The organism is Qipengyuania pacifica (genome assembly GCF_019711555.1).
Taxonomy (GTDB): domain Bacteria; phylum Pseudomonadota; class Alphaproteobacteria; order Sphingomonadales; family Sphingomonadaceae; genus Qipengyuania; species Qipengyuania pacifica.
In genome coordinates this window covers 438334-456572 of record NZ_JAIGNQ010000004.1, presented here as the reverse complement: position 1 = coordinate 456572, position 18239 = coordinate 438334, and the positions used below count along the sequence as shown (strand labels likewise).

Below are 18239 nucleotides of genomic sequence, written 5' to 3'. Positions count from 1 at the left end.
AGAGGACACCTTCCTCCATGTCCTCGCTCAGACGGATTCGATGCAGCCCGGTTCGGCAGGTTTGGCATCCATGATGCCGCTCATGGCTTCTCGAGCATCGTCGAGATGGGCGTACTTTGGCTTTATGAAAGCGATCACATTCACTTGCCGAGACATGGCCAAACTCCGTTAGTGAGCATGATAACTATAACGAGTGACTAGGAACACCGAATTCGCGCCCCACGATCCGAACGTTGATGGTTATGTGCCATCCGGCACGTCATCTCTTTGCTCTGTATGCAACCTAGGATTGACCGCGGGCGCGGCTAGGACGTTTCGCGACCTTCTTGGAAGGCTTCATCGTCGTTTTGGTGACCCTTGAGCTCGTTGCCTCCTGGCGGGTGATGCGCCGAGGGACCTCCTTGAGTACCGGCAGCGGCGGCAGTACGATGTTCGACTGTCCGAGGAGCGTCGCGAACAGTGTCCTGAAATATGGATAGCAGGCGAAGCGAGCCACCCGCGCTACGAACAGGTTTGCGGACGCCGCATCGACTTCTCCTTCGACGTGGTAGACCACCAGATAGTCCCCTTTTACGACTATTGGCTTCTTTCTGCCATCAATACATTCCGCCTTGAATGAAATCCTGGCCCTCAATCTGCCTTTGTCGTGCTCGAATTTCCAGTCGACGAGTTCGTCACCGGCTTTCAATTCCCAGTCGGACCGGTCGCCCTCGAGCGCTTCGGGCTTCACTTCGCTTCGGCTGGAAATCAGACGCAGGTCCGCGAGGCGCGCGCTGGCCACGACCTCATTGTACGCTTTCGCATAGATCGTGCTTGGACGGACGAGCGGCTTGCGCCCTTGAGCGACTTCGACATCGCCTTCAAAGCGTCATCATCGATGGTGAGCTCCGGCCAGACGAGAAGGTGGCAATCTGTGAGCGCTGAGATTTGATCGCGGATTGTCCGGGCAACATCACCGCACCGGATCCCGGTAACGATGAAGCGTTGATTCTTCTTCTCGCAATCGAGCTCCAGGCCCGGAAATACGGCTCCGCCACCTTGGATAGGGCGATGAGCGCGGCTCATTCCGAGCTTCCCCGAGATCACCACCTTGACTGGAAGTCCATCTACCTCTGCGGGCACAACCCGATGGCGGATCGTTCCTCGCTTGTTGTAGCCGGCGCGGAAGCCGTCTCCAGCCCTCGCATCCAGAGGGCGGGGTCTCCGCGTTGGAATGACGTAGGTCATGCCAGCGCTATCCTTCCAGCGCTTGGGATTTCTGGTGACCGCATGATTCCTCAAATCGTAGTCTCGCAGGAGCTCATCGATCGCGCGGATGTGGACGGCCAAATCGAAATGGGCATGGACGCGAGCGTATCGCGGTCGTGGCCAATGGATGCCCTTGGCTTCGATCGCTGAGGCGTGCTGTCGAGCCGCCTTCTGCAAATCATCCTCCCTGAACTCCCCGAAATCATTGCGCAGGTTGAAGGGAGCCGCGCGCATGACCGCGTCGCACTCCGCTAGCCGATCCCGCAAAATGTGGTGATCAAGCTCCGACGCTGGGGTCTTTATTTGCGCGATGACGGATACCCTCGCCAGCCATTGGGTCTTGTTCAGGATTACCGTCATCGGATCTCAAAGACTTCTTTATTCATGATTTAAATCATCATTCGGTCGGCGGGGCACACAAGACAACAGTCTGGGGCTATAATCCCCAGACCGTGAATTTCGCGGCCCCGGCCGACGATGGATCGACGACCGGTCCGAAGCAGTCTTACGGATGTCGCGAACGGCGTCACTACCAAGTAGAATGCCTTCCCGGTCTGGACGGCGCGGACGGCGGCCAGCCTGATGAAGTTCTGCCTTTCGAGCGCCGTCCTAGCCCCTCAGGTGCAGGCCGCCTGTATGCGTTGGAAGATCGAGACCATCGCGAAGGTGTCGAGCTTGCAGTAGGCCAGAAGTTGTCGACGAAGCTCCGCACTGCGGACGGGGTCGGTGCTTTCGGCCATCTCCGTGAACGCGAGGATAGCGCCGGTGCCGTCGTGAACTTCGGTCTCCGAATAAGCGAGCTCGGGACACAATACCGGCAGCACGCGCTTGATCGAAACCGATCCGCAGAAATCTGGGTGAACGTAATGCGCCTTGAAGACGTCCATCAGATCGACCGTGCGGTCGTTGAGATCTTCCAGGTATTCGGCGTACTGCGGAAGGAGTCTCGCGAGGCGGCGGTTGCAGGCCTTCTCGAAGGAGGCGTTCCAGACCATCAGGTTGCCGGTGTCACCGATCGCGTTCCGCAGCGAGGCGACCAGTTCGCCTTCCTGCCCGTGACGTTTCGCGAGGAATTCAGAGTGATCGTACTCTCCCTGCTCGTCCACGACATGGCATGACCATTGGACCGGGATCTGTTCATGCGGTCCGTGGCCATCGGCCATGGGAACCGCGCCGGCCGCGGTTTCATAATCATACATGTACAGGGGATACGCGAGACCGGAGACAAACATCTTCAGCCGCTCGCGGTCGATCTGCGGCTGACCCGTCTTGAGCGCGGCCAATACCGGGAGCTGCGAGGGGGTGACATCCGTATCGTCGAGGTCGTGAATGCTGAGGCGACCCTCGTCCATTAGCCTGAACAGCCTGTTGCCCGTCATGCGCGGAAGGACGTGGACGCTAGGATCGGGGAGGTTGCGGTTGAAGTGGGTGAAGGCGGCGCACCATTGGGCCCGCGACTTTCGGATGCACTCGCACCCACTTTCGTCGATCGTGTCCAGCCCGAGATATTCGAGCGCCGTGTCGAGACTGTTCTCGATCTCTTCGCGGATTGCCGCGATCGCATCGTCGACGGATTCGATGATCAGCAAAGCGCTGGCATCGACGTCACCTTTCCGCCGGTAGTCCGGGTTCACGTGGATTATATGGACAGCTCTGACAGAGAAGCCGGCGCGCTCCGCTATGATCCGCTGGAAACATGCATCGACGATGTGTTCCGCCGGCGATGTCGATGACTTGACCTCGAAGATCTCGATGCTTCCATCCGGGAACCTCTTTACGGCATCGGCGCGGGCGAGGCAGGTCCCTTCGATGAATTCTACCTGGAAGTCGAACAGTTCTCCTCCCGGGCCGTCCACCAGCATTCTGCGGGCAATCGCTTCTACCCGGTAGTCTTCGCGCATGAGAAGGCGATCGAACTCGCTGGGTGGAGGCCAGTCGACGGCGCCGGGCCGGTTTCGGCGCAGCCAGGCAGACTTCCCGCATTCGCGGAAGGACAGAAATTCGGATTTGGTTAGGAGCGTCTGCGAGGCGCCGGAGTTATCTCTCGTCATGACCTCTCATAGCTCCCGGGAACCCGTTCCACAAGAGAAAGTATACTTTAATTGATACATGTGGAGAAGGCCATGTCCAACGAAGGTCAATCTGGTTCCGAGCTGCTTCGTTTCGCAAGAAGGGAGTTCGAGGTGATGCTTGAAGAACTCGCCGTGAAGGCGGCGGACTGCGGACTCTCGGAGGTCGAGCTTCGCCAGCTGATCGGACGGTGGCCGGTCAGGGCCTGCGTCCGGAATGCGCTCACGGAGAAAACGGCTCGGCAGCTCCATGCGACCCTTAGCCTGTTGCGGCATGGAATGGGTGAGGACGCGAAGGTCTGGCTGCGTTCTCCAGAGGCGCTCGGAATCGGGGTGTCACCGCTCCGGGCGATGCTGGAGGAGCCGAAATTGATCGGCGAAATATGTAGCGCTGTCGAACGCTCCACCTACCGCAACTGATCGCCTGAGTGAGGCACCGGAAGTCCCGAAGAGGCGAGGCCGGGTTGATCCGTTTGAAGCCATAGCCAACGCTTTCGAGCGGATACGGGAGCTTTGAATGCAGGACGGGACCCATATGATGTCGTATTACATTCAGCTTGCGACCGTTCTTGTTGAGCTCTCGCAGGCAAGCCTTCCCCGGCTTATGTGAGTTCGCTCTTCGAGGGGTGTTTTGGAGCGCGCGTGAAACACGACATCAACACTAATTCAGAAAGCGACATCAAGAAGGTAGCCGAGCCGATAGCTCTTCTCGTCGATGCAGGCATTCATGCCCTTGGCGCATGCGTGCGCGAACATCTTGCTAGTTGCGAGTTTGCCAAACCGATCCCGTCGGAACTCCTGTCCGCGTTGCGGAAGACCTCTCCAATTGTCGAGCCGAAGTGTCCGTATCTCTATTCCATTGGGGGCACGTTAGTCGGTGAGGTGCCGCTCATTGACGGTTGCTGGATAGATTGCCTGCCAGAGAAGTTCGAGGTTTTTGTGCGCCTCCGTCCACCCAACGCCATCATAGGAAGGATCGGTCGACCTCTCGAGGAGATGGTGTCGATCACCCATCTCTCGCGCGGGCATTATAAGGTCTCCGACATAAGAGTGGTGGATCTGGGCCGGGATTCGATATCGATCTTGACCTGCAATTCGCGCAGCGTCGAAATATGCGATACCAACCTGGCGACGCCCTGATCCAGATCGAGCCGTTCATTACCGGTTGGAATGGGGGCCGTTGAAATCCTACGATGATGCGTAGCGGTCCCCCTTGCGAGCTTGTATCTTGACGTGACCCCGACCGGCCCTGAACTCCCTGAAGCCGTCGACAAGTATTGCGTCGAGCGACGCCCTCGGGACTGGAATTTCGCTCGCTTCCCAAGCCATGATCGCTTTCGCGGCAATACCGCCGAAGTCCACGACTACGATAGGGCGTTCTGACAGGTTGCGGGACAGTTGGGCGCAAATTGCTTCGCGGCTCATCGGTAAGATGAGATGTTCGGATTGATCGGAGTTCGCACGTAGAAGACTAGGCTGCAGCACGCCGAAGCGTGGTGACGACGTATCGTGCGGCATGGCCCGCGACCCGATGCATGTTTGCATTATGGCAAGAAGCGTGTTCTCGTTGTCACGCGAGATGGACACTGACGCGGTCGGGCCGAGGCCGGCGTCCAGCATTGCCATCGCCGCGACGAGGCGGAGAATCTGCTTCACAGTGTAACCTCGCCGCAATTCTGGATCGTCTACAATCGTCGCAGGCCAGTCTTGCCGCTGGATCTGCTTCAATCGCCAGGACAGTTCTTTCGGAACTTCAGGCGCAGGTGCGGATGTCGTCATCGGCTTCATCAGTGCCAGACCCGCGGCGATTACCTGCAACGCTACCCTAGCCGGAAGGCGGACTTCCGGTGATTTTTTAGTGGGCTCTTGAAGGTTCGATCTGGGCATACGCCCCTCATGGACACAAATGTATCTATTGACAACTATAGTCAGGAACCGCATATCTCGGACATAAATATGTCTGAAAGGAAAATACATTGTTGAAGGACGATCTTCTAAGAGGCGCCGCGGAAATCGCGGAATACACCGGTTTCGCGCCGCGGGAGATATATCGCTATCATGAGACTGGGGCGCTTCCGACATTCAAAGTGGGGAGACTCATATTCGCGCGAAAATCTCAACTGGGTGAACGGTTGCGTGGCACCGATTAGACCGACTGATCGATTCTTGAAGTCTCGCTTCCCGTAAGTGCAGGCATGAAAAGTAAGCGCTGCGAAATAGAATGTAATACAGACTAATAGGTGAGTTTAGAGATTTGCCAAATGAACGATTTTGTTCCGTATAAGAGGTATTATCACTCATAAAAAGAAGCGTTCAATAGATAAGCTACCACTAATTACCATCTATTACAATGTTGTGCGCGTGATGATTGACTGTTTCGCTGCTCTACATCTGCATTGTTCACAAACTGTTTTTCAAGAACCATGTCACTGGTCCTTGAAATTTGAGAATGACTATGGATCCGCTCGTCGACATCGTGGCTTACAACCCTCATGCTATGCAGATGTCGATCGCATCGGTCCCAGCCGACATTGCGCGAAACTCGCCACTTCCGATAGGTTTCCGTTTCATAGTCGACGGCGAGACCCGACGCCCGCTCCCTGGCTTCTTCGACTACCTCTTGTCGGTCGCCGAGAACTACGCACGAAGCCGGACGGGTAGGTTCTGCGAGAACACCAATCGCACCTACGTCGCGCTGCTCAAGCCGATCGCGGAAATGCTGATGCTCGAAGGGCGTCCTTACGAGTATCTCGATGACGACATCCTCGACGCCGTCGTCAGCTCCATGATTGGTGGTCTTACCATCAGGGGTGAACCCTTCGCTAAAGGCACTATCCATCAGGTGATCGATGCCGCGTGGCGTTGCGTGCAGCACACGAACGGCGTTGGGCTGAGCGAAATCTCCTTGGACCGGGACGCTGCAAAGGCGAGGGCGTGGGGCGTGGACAGCATCTATGATCGCGACGGCCAATTAATACCTGAGGTTGCCCGTTGCCATCGTCGCCGAGTCATGACGCGACCCCTGGACAGACGAACGATCACATCGATCGAGGGCAGCCTGGTTCATCCATCTCGGTGGATCCCCGGAGGGCCCACATCGCGGAGTTGGCTCACGTTCCAGAATGGTCGACGGCTCGGTTTGCGGCTTGTGGAGAACACGGGAATCCATGTCGACGACGTGATGAGGTTGACGGTGGTGGATCAGGATCTCGAATACCAATTCCCCATCCGGCGGACGAAAGGTGCAGACCGGCGGGATGTCCTTGTCGATGGGCGGCAAATCCTGGAATGGCAGACCTATGTAAGGGAAGAGAGGGCGGCGTGCGTCTCCCGCGCCAAGGAGGCGTGCAGTGACTACGAGGAGCCGCCGACCTTGCTTGTCAACGGACTGGCTTCCGGCACCCAATTCGTCGGTCGGCCGACCCGGGCGAGCACCATCCAGCGTGACTTTCGCGTCGTACAGGAGCGCCTCGGGTTGGTCACAAGGAGATGGGTGCCGGATCCAGAAGGGGGCTTACGACAGATGGTCGTTCTGGACCATTGTTATCACGACTTGCGACATACCTGCGCATTCGCCTTGTATGATTTGGCCCTGATGCGGGGCGGCAGTGCCGCTAGGGACCCGATCGCTTTCGTACAGTTCAGGCTTGGCCATGCACGCCGACAGACGACGGAGAACATCTATCTCTTTCCCGACCGCAGCCGAGTAGCCGCGCTCGGTGACATGGCTGAAGATGCGACCCAGCGGATTCTTGGTGTCTAATATGTCTGCTTCCATGCGCCGTTTGTTGGCCGAGAAGGAGCGGCGTTCTGCTCAGTCGTCTGATGGCGGGTTTGAAAGCGATGGACCGGGCAAGGTTAAGGCTCCTGACTTGGGGTCAGCAACCCGCAAACGTGTGTCCGGGAAGGGCAGGCGTCTTCGCAAGGAAGGTGCGAAGTTGGTTTTCGGCGCGCGTATGCCAAGGACCGCCGCGGACCCACCGGTGATTGTAGTCGATCCGGTCGGCGACCACTACTTCGACTTTGGTCATCCAAGCAATCGAGGGGGGCGTCAGCGCTCGCTTGTGCAGTCGCTCACCAAGTGCGGCGCCATCCGAGATGCGCTGTTTGAAGCGCTCACACGTTATGGGACAGGAAAGGCGTCTCAAACCTGCCGCAAATCCGCTCAAGCCTGCGAGGCAGTAGCGCGACTTCTGCCGTCGATTGCCTCGGATGCGACCGCACCCGAGCACCTGCCTTCGGACCTATTCGCGAGGGTAGAAGATGAAATGGAGAGACTGAATGGCAATCCGCTTACGTCCCATCAGCTGAATGAATTGAATTGGGCACGGGCGGTTTTCGCGCTCGTGCCTGGCTGCAACCATGTCGAGACGGCGCCAACGTATAGCGCTTCGAAGAAGTCACACACTTGGGTGGAAGACGAGAAGGGTCGTCTTCTGGTCGAGGACGACGAAGTGGTGGGAGACTTAGATGTCGAGCGTCTCATCAAGCACTGCTCTTCCATGATTCAGTCCGTAGTCGCGCGTCAGGACCAGCTGGATCACCTGCTGGACACCGGAGCATTTTCAAACCAGGGACCCGAGGACGAAGCCACCCTGCGGCTGGCCTTCGAATTACGCAATCTTCACATGTTCCGTCCGCTAATCCCGAAGGAATTGCGGGCCAATTATCCCGCGCTATGGAAAAAGATCGAGGCGGTCGGATGGCAGAGAGTTGCCCGGACCGCCTTCCCGCTGCCTCAGGATATGGTGGCGTTCGCAGTAATGCTGGCACTGCAAACACGTCTGAATGCATCGGTTCTGGCTATGCTCGACCTCGATACGCTCGAACTCGTCGAGGCGAGCGAGGACGGCGGAGGACCACGCATACAGGGTCAGCCGTACAAGCTGCGGGCGCGAAGTCCGTATCCGGTGGATGCCCCTGCAACCGATCTGGCCGAAAATCCTAGCGCGATAGTGGGTTTTTTGAAGCGCTGGACGAAATTTCTTCGGCCGCATGCGGGTCCCTTCGCGCACAAGCTTTTTATCTTCTCGCCCGCGCGACCTTCTGCCGAAGCGAAGTCCTTCGCCCACCTCGACTGCCATCTACTGCGCCGCGAGACAAAGGGGCTGGGTCGCGAGGTGGGGATTGCGAACCTCACGCCGACGATGCTCCGTGATTTCGGAATCAATGTGGTGCACGAGGCGAGCGGCGGGGATCCAGTCATCATGCGCGCCGCGGGCAACTGGCGTTCGTTGGCAACGGGCGAGCGTCATTACTTCGGACCGGCTGCAAGACGGCGGGGACGGGAAGCCGTCGGGATGGCTCTTCTCGTAGAGGATAGAAGGCGAGAGACGGCTATAGATCCCTTGGCGCGTCCGGGTGGATCAGATCTTCTCTCGGCGACGGACGGATGGAAGTGTGCCAATCCGTTCGATGGACCCGGTGGGTGGGCAGACCGAGGGCTGTGCGGGGCCATCGGGCTTTGTCCAATCTGCCCTCACGGTGAGATCGACACGGCTTGGCCCGCCTGGTCCTTTGTTCGCGCGATCGCCTTGCTCAAGCGCATAGAAAGCGGGATCGCCGAAAATCCTCTGTCCGATTGGGCATTGACCTACGCGCCGGTGGCGGACGAACTCCTCGAGATATGGTTGCCGATGTTCCCGCCGGAGGTCGTGGCTGAGGCACGAATGCTGCCGCTCATTACTTTTCAGGAGCTGCCGCATGTCAGATAATGGACATTCCCGCGACGCAACCCATGGTGGCGAGCCGCAGCCGAGTTGGCTCCTCTGGGGTGGCTGCGGCTATCTCCGTCACCTCGACGATTTCCGTGCGACGAACCCATGGGTATCGGAAGCCTCGCGGTTTGCTGATTGCATCTGGCTGGTCGATATGAAGCAGCCATCCGAGTGGCTGTACGAGCGGATAGACTGGAGCCATGTCGCCGAAGGACTACGGGATGAGCTCAAGTTCGCTACGGTCATGGACGTTGCCCATCCACGTCTGCGTCGAAGTTCAATGGCGACGGCTGCAAGGTTCGGCCAGTCGCTCGCAACGGTGGGCGCTTGGATGACGAACTTTGGCCTGACGTCGATCTCCCAGCTGGCTCCTGGTTGTGGCGATGTCTTCCTGGACGCGTTCGCACAGGCGTTGGACCAGATAAAGGAGGGTTCGCTCGACGCCATGTTGGGTGACTGGGACCCGAGGGGCTCCAACGCAGGGCGAGGGAAATTGCCCATAGGGCGCGATGGCCAATTGACCTTCGGTGCCGTCGAACGTTTTGCCCGGGCCTTCATCGTCCTCGCCTCGATATCGGATAGGATGGCTGATCTCGCTAACGTCAGCGCATTCAAGGCCCCTTTCGGTAACGACGTCGCGCGAAGGATCGCCAAAAGCAGGTGCAAGCTTCCGGAACAGGCGGTCGAGAGGCTACCTGACGCCGTACTGCGCCCCCTCGTATCGTCGGCCCGCCGGATGCTCGGGGTGCCGGCGGACGATGTATGCCGTCTCGTGTCCGCATGGCTGGAGGAAATCGGGCGAGGTTTGGCACCTGGCGAGGCCGCAAAGGAAATTTGCGGTTTCCAATTCTCCATTATTGACGGGGAAGACGCGCCTTGGAGGAGCGATTTGCTTTCGCGAGGGTTGACGGCGCAATCCGCGATCATTCACCTGGTCCATACGATCAGGGACGCGGCGGCCGTATTGGTGCTACTGGGGGTGGGCAGTCGGCCTTCCGAGTTGCTGGGTCTGCTCGGCGGGCCGGGTCCGGTGACGGTACGAGGGGTAGCCGCAGTCCATAATCGGCCTGCGCCCCGATGCGTGACGGAGGGCCCGGTCAAGAGTGGATTTCTCACCGAGTATCTCCTGCATGGCTCGGTGTTCAAAGGGCGTCGTGAGCCGCAGCGCGTCACTTGGCTTTTGGGATTAGCACCGAGCGACGACGCGCAGCCATATGCGCTCCATGCTCTCGGGGTGCTCGAACGGCTCTTCGCTCCATTGCGCGAATTCGCAGTGCAAGGTGCGGAAGGATTACTCATCCTCGAATTCGATACCTCAAGCGTAGACAAGCTGGTGACGGTCCCGCTTCCAGTGGGCCCTTTGGCCCATTCGGTGAGGGGCACGCTACCTCGGATAACGGATCTGTCGGATCTCAGTGGGGAAGAGGCTGGACGCGATCTCACCCGCTATCGTGACAGCAACGGCGGATGCATCGCGCTCTATCAGCTTCGCAAGACCTGGGCACAATTGGTCTACCGCGTCGATCCTACGCTCATGTCACCGATCAACGACCAATTGCAGAATGGAAATCCTGAAATGAGCGAGAGATCGTATGTCACCAAGGATCCGCAGTTTCGAAGGGAGCTCGAGACGAATACATCGCGATTGACCGTCATGCTCGCTAGGCAGCTGATGGACGGCGAGCATGGTATGGCAACGATGGCAGCGAGTATCGATCAGGTCGTATCCCGCCTACCTGCGGTCGTTCCATCGCACACGCGCGAGGAATTGTGGGAGGCGCGCTGTTCGTCCAAGCCCTCCGTTTTCGGGACGGGACGACTGCGGCCAGTAGCGGGGATTGAGGGTATTGTCTTCAGGACAGGTGATCCTTCCGACCCGTCCGCTTCGCACGACCGCTTCGAACTGGGAAGGGACGGGCCGTCTGTTATGCGTCAACTGCTGAGCGCGAGGCGCGATATGCGAGCAGCGGCCTCAGAAGGTCTCCAGGCGCGGACGAGCGCCTCGCGTGATCTAGCCTTGGCAGCCTCCCGGCGACTTCGCCAAATGGGCTTCGATCCGGGCTCGGAATGAATCATGATGAGTGACAGGAGCAAGGATGTCTGAGGTTCATGAAATAAAGGGAATCGATCCGTTGGATGACGACGGCTGGACTATCCCCGATCCGTGGCCCACTGACCATCACCCGCTGTCGATAGGTGAGCGCCGTATGTGGAGGGCCTACGCCCTGGTCAGGGACGGTGGCGGCCGGCTGTCCATTGCCGCAGTGGCTAGACGAGCAGGTATGTCCAAAACCCCGATAGCCTACGCAGGGGGCGCCTACGGCAAATTGCGCGAAGTAATCGTTGATGAAATTATGCGGCGACGACCCGAGCTGGATATTGCTGATGAGAATGAGGATGAGGTTAGGGAAAACCGTCGGCAGGAGAAGCTGTCATGGTTGCGGAAGGTCGCTCAGCAGGCCGACTCCCTTAACGCGGAACTTTCAGCAGAGATTGTTGCCCTCAAGACCAGAAACAGACGACTGGAGGCCCTTTTGGCCAAAATGCTCGAGGCCATGAGACAAGGCAGGCTCGTTCCAGCGGATTCGACGTCGATCCTTCTGGCGGAGCTACGCACCGCGTTGGGGCCGCCATCCAAGCGGGGCGAGACGCTCGACGACATCCAGATCGAGTAGAAGGGCTGGATATCCGGTGACGGATGGTGCGGGTCGGCCTGCCCTGAGGATACGAAGTATGGTACCGGCTCCGTTTGGAGACGTGGTCCACCTCGCCGAGTGTGCGTCGGATATCCAACCTGTAGTGTGCAGAGCGGCCTGAAGTAGGGCAGCCTGAACATCATCTTCAGCGAAGCTCGATAGGCTGGGAGAGGAGATGACGTCTATTCCTAGGTCCTGCACGGGTATGCAAGGAAAGCGCCTCCCGATACCTGCTTCGACCGGTTTTCGCCGCGCGAATCTTTCATCCTGGGCCGTGGTGTAGGTCCCGCTCCTACGACCGTCCTCGAAAACGATCTCCATCGGAGCGGCCAACGGCGAGAATGCCACTTCGCGCATTCTGCGTTCCCGAGAGAGAGTGGACAATGCACGGTAGGCGCTGCTCGCCGAAGCATCCACGTAAGCACACGCTTGTCGCTCTCCGAGTTGACGGAGAGCCTGGCCACTCTCGCGGAGCAACGCACAGGCTCTCCAGATCTTCGCCGAGTGGGTTTCGAAATCAGCCATGGAGCTAACGCCCCGAATGTCGGAAGAGAGAGTATTTCACGGCGGATCGTCACTACGCCGCGAGAATTTGCAAGCTGGGGAGCGACATTTCTCGGTGCCGGTTTATGCCCATGCTTTCGATAATTGGTTTCATGCCACTTGCTTTTTCGAAGTCGACGGTTGCCCCATACCGCTGGGATTCGACGAACTGGGTCTCGCCACCGGGCGAGGAAGCGCAGAGAGCTCTACGTTCCAAGCAATGATTTCAGCGATGATCGTCGAGCACCAGGCGATTGGACCATGAGCGTCATGAAGGATCAATTCGAGCGGACTGCTGGCAGGAAGGCCGAGATCAACGACGAATTGCCGCGCATCGCTCGAACTGCACCCAGTCCAGTTGAGGGCGGTATTCTCCGAACTTTCGTTCTGATCCGTTAGTGATAGTGTAAGCATAGCGAGGTATCCTATTAGGAAGGGTTTTTTCATGCGGTGATGGTTACCGCTCACGCTCCGGCATTGGAAAGAAGGCCTGTGCCACGTGTCGATCACCATCTTTTTTACATGCTACATATCCTCCGCATGCCGCCGCCAATCGGCGCAGCACAGGCAGGCCGGAGGGAAAATTGGTTGTCTGGTGGGCGGTGCCAGCGATTGCATTCACGACTGTCAGACGAACGGTGCCGTTCTTTGCCGCCACCCGGACGGCTATGGGTCGAGCCTGCTCCGAACGTTTCATCGCGTTAGTCATGAGCTCGTACGCTACGAGTAGGATCAACCTCATCGTTCCCAGGTCCACAACGAGACCGCGACCGACCAGCCGAATCTTGAAAACCGGGCGTTCCACTCGCGTGCTCGAAAGGAGCGATGCCAAATCCAGCACCGCTACACCGACATCATGAGTTCCCGGGTTGAGCAACAGACGCTCGATCCGAACGTTACCGTCGAGTCTCTCTATCGCCTTGTCGAGAAGCGAATGCTCGACACGACCGCTCGCACGCACGAGACTCAATGCCGCAAGGGCTGCGGCAAATTCATTGGCGTGGCGATGCCGGGCCTCATCAAGAAGCACGCTTTCGAAAGCATGATCGCTATATAGTGGGGAAAAACCGGTCATTGCATCTCCGCTTGTATCAATTAAAGTATACAATGCGGTGGTCTTGTCAAGGCCGGAAACGGTACCGGCGCTAATGCGCCGCTATTCCTCTTTCTCGTACGCTCGGTTCTCAAGCCGGATACTGGATGTGTCGAGGCCCTCGACTAGCCTCGCGACCGGCACTTCCAGCGCGACCGATAGGCGGGCGATATTTCGAAGGGAGGGAAGGATTTGCCCCTGCTCCAGGCGCCATACGTAGGCGCGACCCATCCCGGCAGCGTTTCCGAGTGCTGCTAGGCTCATGTCGGCCGCTTCGCGGTGACGCGCCAGGCATTTACCGAAACTTGCGGCCAGCAGTTCGTCACCCGAATCGAGATCTTTCTTAGGCATCGCGATAGACTAGTCGCGGAGGGGAAGTCTGGCACCGCTCTTCCCTCACGTATCCACCGTCAATCGGGCGGGACATTCCGCCAGCATTCTACTGCGGGTCGTCGAGCCACTTTTCGATGTCTCTGAAGCGCCAGCCGACCACACGGCCTTTGCCGATCGGTTCGGGCTTGGGAAAACGGTCGTCGCGGATCCTCTCATAGATCGAACTCTTTCTGAGCCCGGTCATGCGTTCGACTTCACCGCGTCTCAGGAAGACCTTGCCCTCCGATGTTCCAGTAGATCTTTCCGAGGCGAATGTCTCAGGGCTAGTCTGTTGCTCGTGCGCTGAACTCTCTTCATAATCAGCTTGATTGCTGGCGGAGACGTACTCGCTTCGGTGGAGTTCAAGGATCGCCGTCTCGATCGAAGCGTCAGCGAAAATCCAGGCTGTCGGTTCGGCGTTTGCATCAAAGGGATTGGAAGGGTCGTAGCTGCAGGTCGCGAACCGAGGTAGAAGATCGTCCACCTCCCAATCGGATGGCTTCATGACGGTCACTGAACCGCCGCCGAACGGTCTCGCGTAGGTGGTGAAACGACCCTGCATGAGAGGCCCTCGAAATAGGTTGATCGCCGCGAGCACCGCCGATCGGCACCTCATGGCGTCGTCATCGTCGTCCTTAAAGGCGTGGGCGATCTGCTCTGGACCGTGACCCTCGGAAAGGCAGACCTGCAGAAACAGCATTTGGCTGAGAAGAGGACCTACCGAGGAGATCGGAACCTCCTCCATTGCGTAGATCGCCCACGGTTCGCATGGTGTCTTCAATCGAAAACTCCTTATTTTTGTTGGCTCACGGCAGGCAATTGTGGACTTGCATGAGGAAGAATGAACTCCTCGATATTTGCCAGATGGTTTTTGAAAGTAGGGAAGTTTTCACATTATCTAGTCAATTACGATCCACCTAAGCTCTCCTTCGCCCCATTCTGTCTCGCCATTGAAATCTCCCGCCATTTCGAATTCGTGGTTCTCTTCATATGCTGAGCCACTGAAAAGGAGGGTTGGGAACTCCGCAGCAATTGCCTCGAACGCACGGGTCGGAAAATCCCAAGCGGTAGTGAACTGAAACCAGAAGGTTCCGTCCTCACACATTTGTTCGTCCACATCGAAGCCCACCCATTTCGTCCCCCAGGCATGGACATTCCAGTCCTCCTCGCTCCCGCCCTCCCAGTCCGCGGGCATGGGAAGGACTTCAGAGAAGTCTAAAATTATCTCAGGTCGACCGGCTTCGTCTTCGTCACTGCATTCAGACGCATTCCGGCGCTTCAGCATCTTGGTGCGAAAGCGTTCAATTTCTTCCTTCTCGCCGGAAACATCAAACGCGGCATAGACATAGTTAGGCATTCCGTTTCTCCTTCCTACGGGTTGTAGGACGGAGATCGGATTTTTCCTAAGGGGGTGCTTGGCTTTTATGGGAAAGGGAATGGACTGTCATCCTATGGTCGACCTGAAAGGACGACCACCCGCGCTAATCAGGCTGCTTTGCGGCTACCTTCGCCTTGTTCCGTATCCGCATTTCAGCGGCGTCGAAAAGGAATCTAGTTTCGTCGAAAGAGTATGCCGTCTTGCCATCCCCAAGGTTGTTGATTTGAGCTACGGGTCGCGATGCGAAGATTTGATCAGTGATTAACTGGCTGAGTGGCGTCGGGGTTGAAGTCCCTCCGCTTTCGACTGTCATAGGCTTTCGAAGCCACAGAACCTTTCCATTCCAATAGAGCTCTTGGGTTTCTAGGCTCACCTCAACGTAGCCAGCATCCTGCCTCAGGCCGATCCTGGTAACATCGTCCAGAACGATGTCTTGGGAGCCACGACTATAAAGTTCGGCTAGGATTTCCTCTGGCCGCCTTCCTGCCAGTCGAAGAACGTCTATGCCAATGTCGCTGATCTCCAAATCCGCGCGGCAACGATGTAGTTCGTCCTCTCGTTTCTGTCGTTCTCGTTGATCATCCACATAATCTTGTATCTCATCGGCGACGTCTTCCGGCTCTTCCACGGTGAACCGTTCGACTTCCCGTTCCAATGTGAAGGACGTCACCTCCAACTTCACTTCCGCGACAATGCGATCGAGTGCCTCTTCGCGATCCATTCTATCGAGTACTTGGGCGTAGATCGGCTTGAATCCGATACCGACCAGCCGGATGTCCAGACCATTCGTCCGTGCCTGCTCCACTTCCGCAACTGCAGCAACCCGCATCTCATCTGCATACGAGATCAGCTTTCTTTGGCCCTTGTCCAAGGTGATCATTGCGGCGGCGAATGCCTTGGCCTCCCGATCCCAGATGGCCGGTGGCGTCTCGCGATCTTCAATGTCACGTGATCGAAGCGAGACTACGAGTTCAGGACTGATCGGAATTTCGAGCAAGAAGGGGTCAAGGGCTCCATTCCCTTTCAGCCATGTCGGCCGGAGCATGATATGGCCATATCCCTGTTCATCAAGCTCTCGCCGGACCATGTCTACGAACTCGCGAAGCTGACCGCGGAATTCATCCTTCATTATTTAACTCCTTGCGGAGCAGGCGAGAGACTTTTCCTCTCTTAAACCTTGCTCACCGATCCCATTCGAAATCACCCGTCGCCAACCCGTGTTCGGATCGCAGCGCGAGCGCGTCGAACTGGACCCTAGAACATCAAAGATTTAGAAATCTCTATTCCGGAATAAGGTTGGATCGCATGACAGCGAGCCTCGTAGCGACACAGTCTCAGTCGGCGCGCCGTCTGCGACCGCTGACGAGCTCGCCCAGGGGAACCGCACCGACCATGATATGATCCGCCCATTCACAAGCGAGTTCGCGGCGACGTTCCGCGAAGCGCGCCCGGTTGTAGGCGAACTCCTCCGCACTCATTCCCGTCGGCAGATGCGCGAGCATGATATCGATGACGAGCCTGTCGATCATGAAACGCTTTTCCATCATCAATCCGCGTTCGAGCTTCTCGTTCATGATGGTAGAAAAGCTGGTGCGCCATCCATGGGGCACATGCTTCCCCTTGAAGCCTTGGCGCCGGTAGAGGGAATTGAGCGCATTCTCCGACATCGGCGCATGGGAGTTCCAACAGTTGGGGAACACGTAGGGACCGAGGCCGGAGAGTTTTCGGACCTCGAAGAGAACCTCCAGAGCCTGAGGCGACAGGGGGACGTCGTGGTCGAACTCCTCATCGCCCCGGCGATCGAACTCGAGCTTCATCTCTTCGGAATCGATGTACCAGTGAGCCTTCGGAGAAGCGTCCGGACCCTTCGACCAATCGACATCCCTTAGATGATCCCATTTCATCCTGTGGACCATGCCCGGACGCTGGGTGACGAGCGCGAGGAAGCGGGAGGCGAGGCGGGTGATGGGATAGGATGTGGAAGTGTCGATCTTCCGAACGAGCGCGCGGACGTCGTCGACCTTCGTGAGCGCAGGCCACTTCTTGCGCTTCGGCACGGCGCTCATCGCTTCCTTGATGTCGGTCGCCGGGTTGCCGAAGATCGGCACTCCCTTCGCCTTGGCATAGCGGATCACGCGTTCGATACGCTGTCGCAGCCGATGGGCAGTCTCGATGGCCCCTCGCTCTTCGACCTTCTCGAGGACGCCGAGCAGCACTGGTTCGTTCAGCTCGTGGATCGGAAGCTCACCGATCTTGGGGAAGAGATCCCGCTCCATCGAATTGAGCACGTCCTCGGCGTGGACAGGACGCCAGCGCGGCTTCTGTACTTTCCACCAGTCCCGCGCGTATTTCTCGAAAGTGCTCGAGGCGAGTTCCTCGTTGGCCAGCCGCTGCTTCTTGACGTCGATCTGTGGGTCGCGACCTTGTTTAAGGGCAAGCTTCGCAGAATCGCGTCGGCTGCGTGCGTCGCTGAGCCTGATCTCCGGATATGTGCCGATCATGAGCCGCTTCTCCTTGCCGAGATAGCGGTACTTGAGGCGCCAGGTCTTGTGCCCCGTCTTCGAGACGAAGAGGTAGAGCCCCCCGGAATCGGAGAGCTTGTAGTCCTTGTCCTTGGCCTTCGCTTGCCGCGCCTGCGCGTCCGTGAGCATCCGTGCCCCCAATTCAGGGAATGGGTGCCCCCAATGTGCCCCCACTTGCATCCGGATGGTACTGGAACCTGCCGGACCCTAATGGAATGCTAACGTCGCAGAATTCTGGGGAATATTCCGGAGTCCGGACCTCTCCGGACCACTATGGAAAGGTTGCTGGCGGAGACGGAGGGATTCGAACCCTCGATACCCGTTACCAGGTATGGCTCCTTAGCAGGGAGCTGGTTTCAGCCACTCACCCACGTCTCCGCATGTCGCAATGAGGAAGCGTTCACTGCGAGGGGCGCCCTATAGCCATGGCCCTGCATGCCATCAAGGGGAGTTTTACGCTCGATTGCGAAAGGTGGTTCACCGCACTGAACGACTCGCCTCGCCGCATTTTCGATTCGGTTCATCGCCGTTTCATTGCCCCTCTGCTCAAAGAGGATTCTTCTCGTGGCGCAGCTGTCTGCGCTCGGATCGCCGACACGGA

18 protein-coding genes and 1 tRNA gene are annotated in these 18239 nt (G+C 57.9%); 7 read left to right on the top strand and 12 right to left on the bottom strand.

The features are described 5' to 3' along the window. Positions 1 to 27: 27 nt before the first annotated feature. The 4 genes from K3177_RS15505 to K3177_RS14755 all read right to left on the bottom strand — a co-directional run bounded on the left by K3177_RS15505 (position 28) and on the right by K3177_RS14755 (position 3299). Positions 28 to 156, bottom strand: a complete 129-nt coding sequence (locus K3177_RS15505) for a hypothetical protein (protein WP_282099673.1) — start codon at positions 154 to 156, stop codon at positions 28 to 30. Positions 157 to 283: 127 nt separating this feature from the next. Beyond that, on the bottom strand, positions 284 to 781 hold the full coding sequence (locus K3177_RS14765) for a hypothetical protein (RefSeq protein ID WP_221598839.1): 498 nt from the start codon (positions 779 to 781) through the stop codon (positions 284 to 286). After that, positions 748 to 1608 carry a hypothetical protein gene (locus tag K3177_RS14760; RefSeq protein ID WP_221598838.1) on the bottom strand — a complete coding sequence of 287 codons (861 nt, stop codon included), beginning with the start codon at positions 1606 to 1608 and terminating at the stop codon, positions 748 to 750. The genes K3177_RS14765 and K3177_RS14760 overlap by 34 nt, the downstream gene beginning before the upstream one ends. Before the next feature lie 257 nt (positions 1609 to 1865). Then, positions 1866 to 3299, bottom strand: a complete 1434-nt coding sequence (locus K3177_RS14755) for a DUF2779 domain-containing protein (protein WP_221598837.1) — start codon at positions 3297 to 3299, stop codon at positions 1866 to 1868. A 72-nt stretch (positions 3300 to 3371) separates the two neighbouring features. Between K3177_RS14755 and K3177_RS14750 the strand changes: the two genes are divergently transcribed. Both K3177_RS14750 and K3177_RS14745 read left to right on the top strand, forming a co-directional pair. Then, positions 3372 to 3737: a hypothetical protein gene (locus K3177_RS14750; protein WP_221598836.1), complete on the top strand. Its 366-nt coding sequence runs from the start codon at positions 3372 to 3374 to the stop codon at positions 3735 to 3737. A 222-nt stretch (positions 3738 to 3959) separates the two neighbouring features. Further along, a complete protein-coding gene (locus tag K3177_RS14745) occupies positions 3960 to 4457 on the top strand; it encodes a hypothetical protein (RefSeq protein WP_221598835.1) in 498 nt (165 codons plus the stop codon). Positions 4458 to 4505: 48 nt separating this feature from the next. Here K3177_RS14745 and K3177_RS14740 read toward each other — a convergent pair whose 3' ends face one another. Next, entirely contained in the window at positions 4506 to 5294 is a 789-nt protein-coding gene (locus tag K3177_RS14740) for a hypothetical protein (protein ID WP_221598834.1), read from the bottom strand. 472 nt (positions 5295 to 5766) lie between these two features. On the opposite strand from K3177_RS14740, the gene K3177_RS14735 reads away from it, so the two are divergent. The 5 genes from K3177_RS14735 (at position 5767) to K3177_RS14715 (ending at position 12538) form a co-directional block, all read left to right on the top strand. Continuing rightward, entirely contained in the window at positions 5767 to 7080 is a 1314-nt protein-coding gene (locus K3177_RS14735) for a site-specific integrase (RefSeq protein ID WP_221598833.1), read from the top strand. A 25-nt stretch (positions 7081 to 7105) separates the two neighbouring features. Beyond that, a complete protein-coding gene (locus K3177_RS14730; RefSeq protein ID WP_221598832.1) occupies positions 7106 to 9031 on the top strand; it encodes a hypothetical protein in 1926 nt (641 codons plus the stop codon). Next, positions 9021 to 11105, top strand: a complete 2085-nt coding sequence (locus K3177_RS14725; RefSeq protein WP_221598831.1) for a hypothetical protein — start codon at positions 9021 to 9023, stop codon at positions 11103 to 11105. Before K3177_RS14730 ends, K3177_RS14725 begins: the two co-directional genes overlap by 11 nt. A 25-nt stretch (positions 11106 to 11130) precedes the next feature. Next, complete coding sequence (locus tag K3177_RS14720) at positions 11131 to 11709, top strand: hypothetical protein (protein ID WP_221598830.1); 579 nt, start codon at positions 11131 to 11133, stop codon at positions 11707 to 11709. A 562-nt stretch (positions 11710 to 12271) separates the two neighbouring features. Further along, complete coding sequence (locus tag K3177_RS14715) at positions 12272 to 12538, top strand: hypothetical protein (protein WP_221598829.1); 267 nt, start codon at positions 12272 to 12274, stop codon at positions 12536 to 12538. Between the two features lie 192 nt (positions 12539 to 12730). Here K3177_RS14715 and K3177_RS14710 read toward each other — a convergent pair whose 3' ends face one another. From K3177_RS14710 to K3177_RS14680, 7 genes are all read right to left on the bottom strand, one after another. Further along, entirely contained in the window at positions 12731 to 13348 is a 618-nt protein-coding gene (locus tag K3177_RS14710) for a hypothetical protein (RefSeq protein WP_221598828.1), read from the bottom strand. An 81-nt stretch (positions 13349 to 13429) separates the two neighbouring features. Continuing rightward, entirely contained in the window at positions 13430 to 13717 is a 288-nt protein-coding gene (locus K3177_RS14705; protein ID WP_221598827.1) for a helix-turn-helix domain-containing protein, read from the bottom strand. Between the two features lie 88 nt (positions 13718 to 13805). After that, positions 13806 to 14483, bottom strand: a complete 678-nt coding sequence (locus K3177_RS14700; protein ID WP_221598826.1) for a helix-turn-helix transcriptional regulator — start codon at positions 14481 to 14483, stop codon at positions 13806 to 13808. A 153-nt stretch (positions 14484 to 14636) separates the two neighbouring features. Then, a complete protein-coding gene (locus K3177_RS14695) occupies positions 14637 to 15095 on the bottom strand; it encodes a hypothetical protein (protein WP_221598825.1) in 459 nt (152 codons plus the stop codon). Positions 15096 to 15219: 124 nt separating this feature from the next. Beyond that, complete coding sequence (locus K3177_RS14690) at positions 15220 to 16245, bottom strand: hypothetical protein (protein ID WP_221598824.1); 1026 nt, start codon at positions 16243 to 16245, stop codon at positions 15220 to 15222. Positions 16246 to 16450: 205 nt separating this feature from the next. After that, complete coding sequence (locus K3177_RS14685; RefSeq protein ID WP_221598823.1) at positions 16451 to 17767, bottom strand: tyrosine-type recombinase/integrase; 1317 nt, start codon at positions 17765 to 17767, stop codon at positions 16451 to 16453. A gap of 157 nt (positions 17768 to 17924) precedes the next feature. Then, a tRNA-Ser gene (locus K3177_RS14680) sits at positions 17925 to 18016 on the bottom strand. Positions 18017 to 18239 lie beyond the last annotated feature (223 nt).

Bases quoted from the DNA above. Each gene is read 5' to 3' on its own strand.
- K3177_RS15505 (WP_282099673.1), bottom strand. From the start codon at position 156: ATGTCTCGGCAAGTGAATGTGATCGCTTTCATAAAGCCAAAGTACGCC.
- K3177_RS14760 (WP_221598838.1), bottom strand. From the start codon at position 1,608: ATGACGGTAATCCTGAACAAGACCCAATGGCTGGCGAGGGTATCCGTC.
- K3177_RS14755 (WP_221598837.1), bottom strand. From the start codon at position 3,299: ATGACGAGAGATAACTCCGGCGCCTCGCAGACGCTCCTAACCAAATCC.
- K3177_RS14750 (WP_221598836.1), top strand. From the start codon at position 3,372: ATGTCCAACGAAGGTCAATCTGGTTCCGAGCTGCTTCGTTTCGCAAGA.
- K3177_RS14740 (WP_221598834.1), bottom strand. From the start codon at position 5,294: ATGTATTTTCCTTTCAGACATATTTATGTCCGAGATATGCGGTTCCTG.
- K3177_RS14735 (WP_221598833.1), top strand. From the start codon at position 5,767: ATGACTATGGATCCGCTCGTCGACATCGTGGCTTACAACCCTCATGCT.
- K3177_RS14725 (WP_221598831.1), top strand. From the start codon at position 9,021: ATGTCAGATAATGGACATTCCCGCGACGCAACCCATGGTGGCGAGCCG.
- K3177_RS14720 (WP_221598830.1), top strand. From the start codon at position 11,131: ATGTCTGAGGTTCATGAAATAAAGGGAATCGATCCGTTGGATGACGAC.
- K3177_RS14715 (WP_221598829.1), top strand. From the start codon at position 12,272: ATGTCGGAAGAGAGAGTATTTCACGGCGGATCGTCACTACGCCGCGAG.
- K3177_RS14710 (WP_221598828.1), bottom strand. From the start codon at position 13,348: ATGACCGGTTTTTCCCCACTATATAGCGATCATGCTTTCGAAAGCGTG.
- K3177_RS14705 (WP_221598827.1), bottom strand. From the start codon at position 13,717: ATGCCTAAGAAAGATCTCGATTCGGGTGACGAACTGCTGGCCGCAAGT.
- K3177_RS14700 (WP_221598826.1), bottom strand. From the start codon at position 14,483: ATGGAGGAGGTTCCGATCTCCTCGGTAGGTCCTCTTCTCAGCCAAATG.
- K3177_RS14695 (WP_221598825.1), bottom strand. From the start codon at position 15,095: ATGCCTAACTATGTCTATGCCGCGTTTGATGTTTCCGGCGAGAAGGAA.
- K3177_RS14690 (WP_221598824.1), bottom strand. From the start codon at position 16,245: ATGAAGGATGAATTCCGCGGTCAGCTTCGCGAGTTCGTAGACATGGTC.
- K3177_RS14685 (WP_221598823.1), bottom strand. From the start codon at position 17,767: ATGCTCACGGACGCGCAGGCGCGGCAAGCGAAGGCCAAGGACAAGGAC.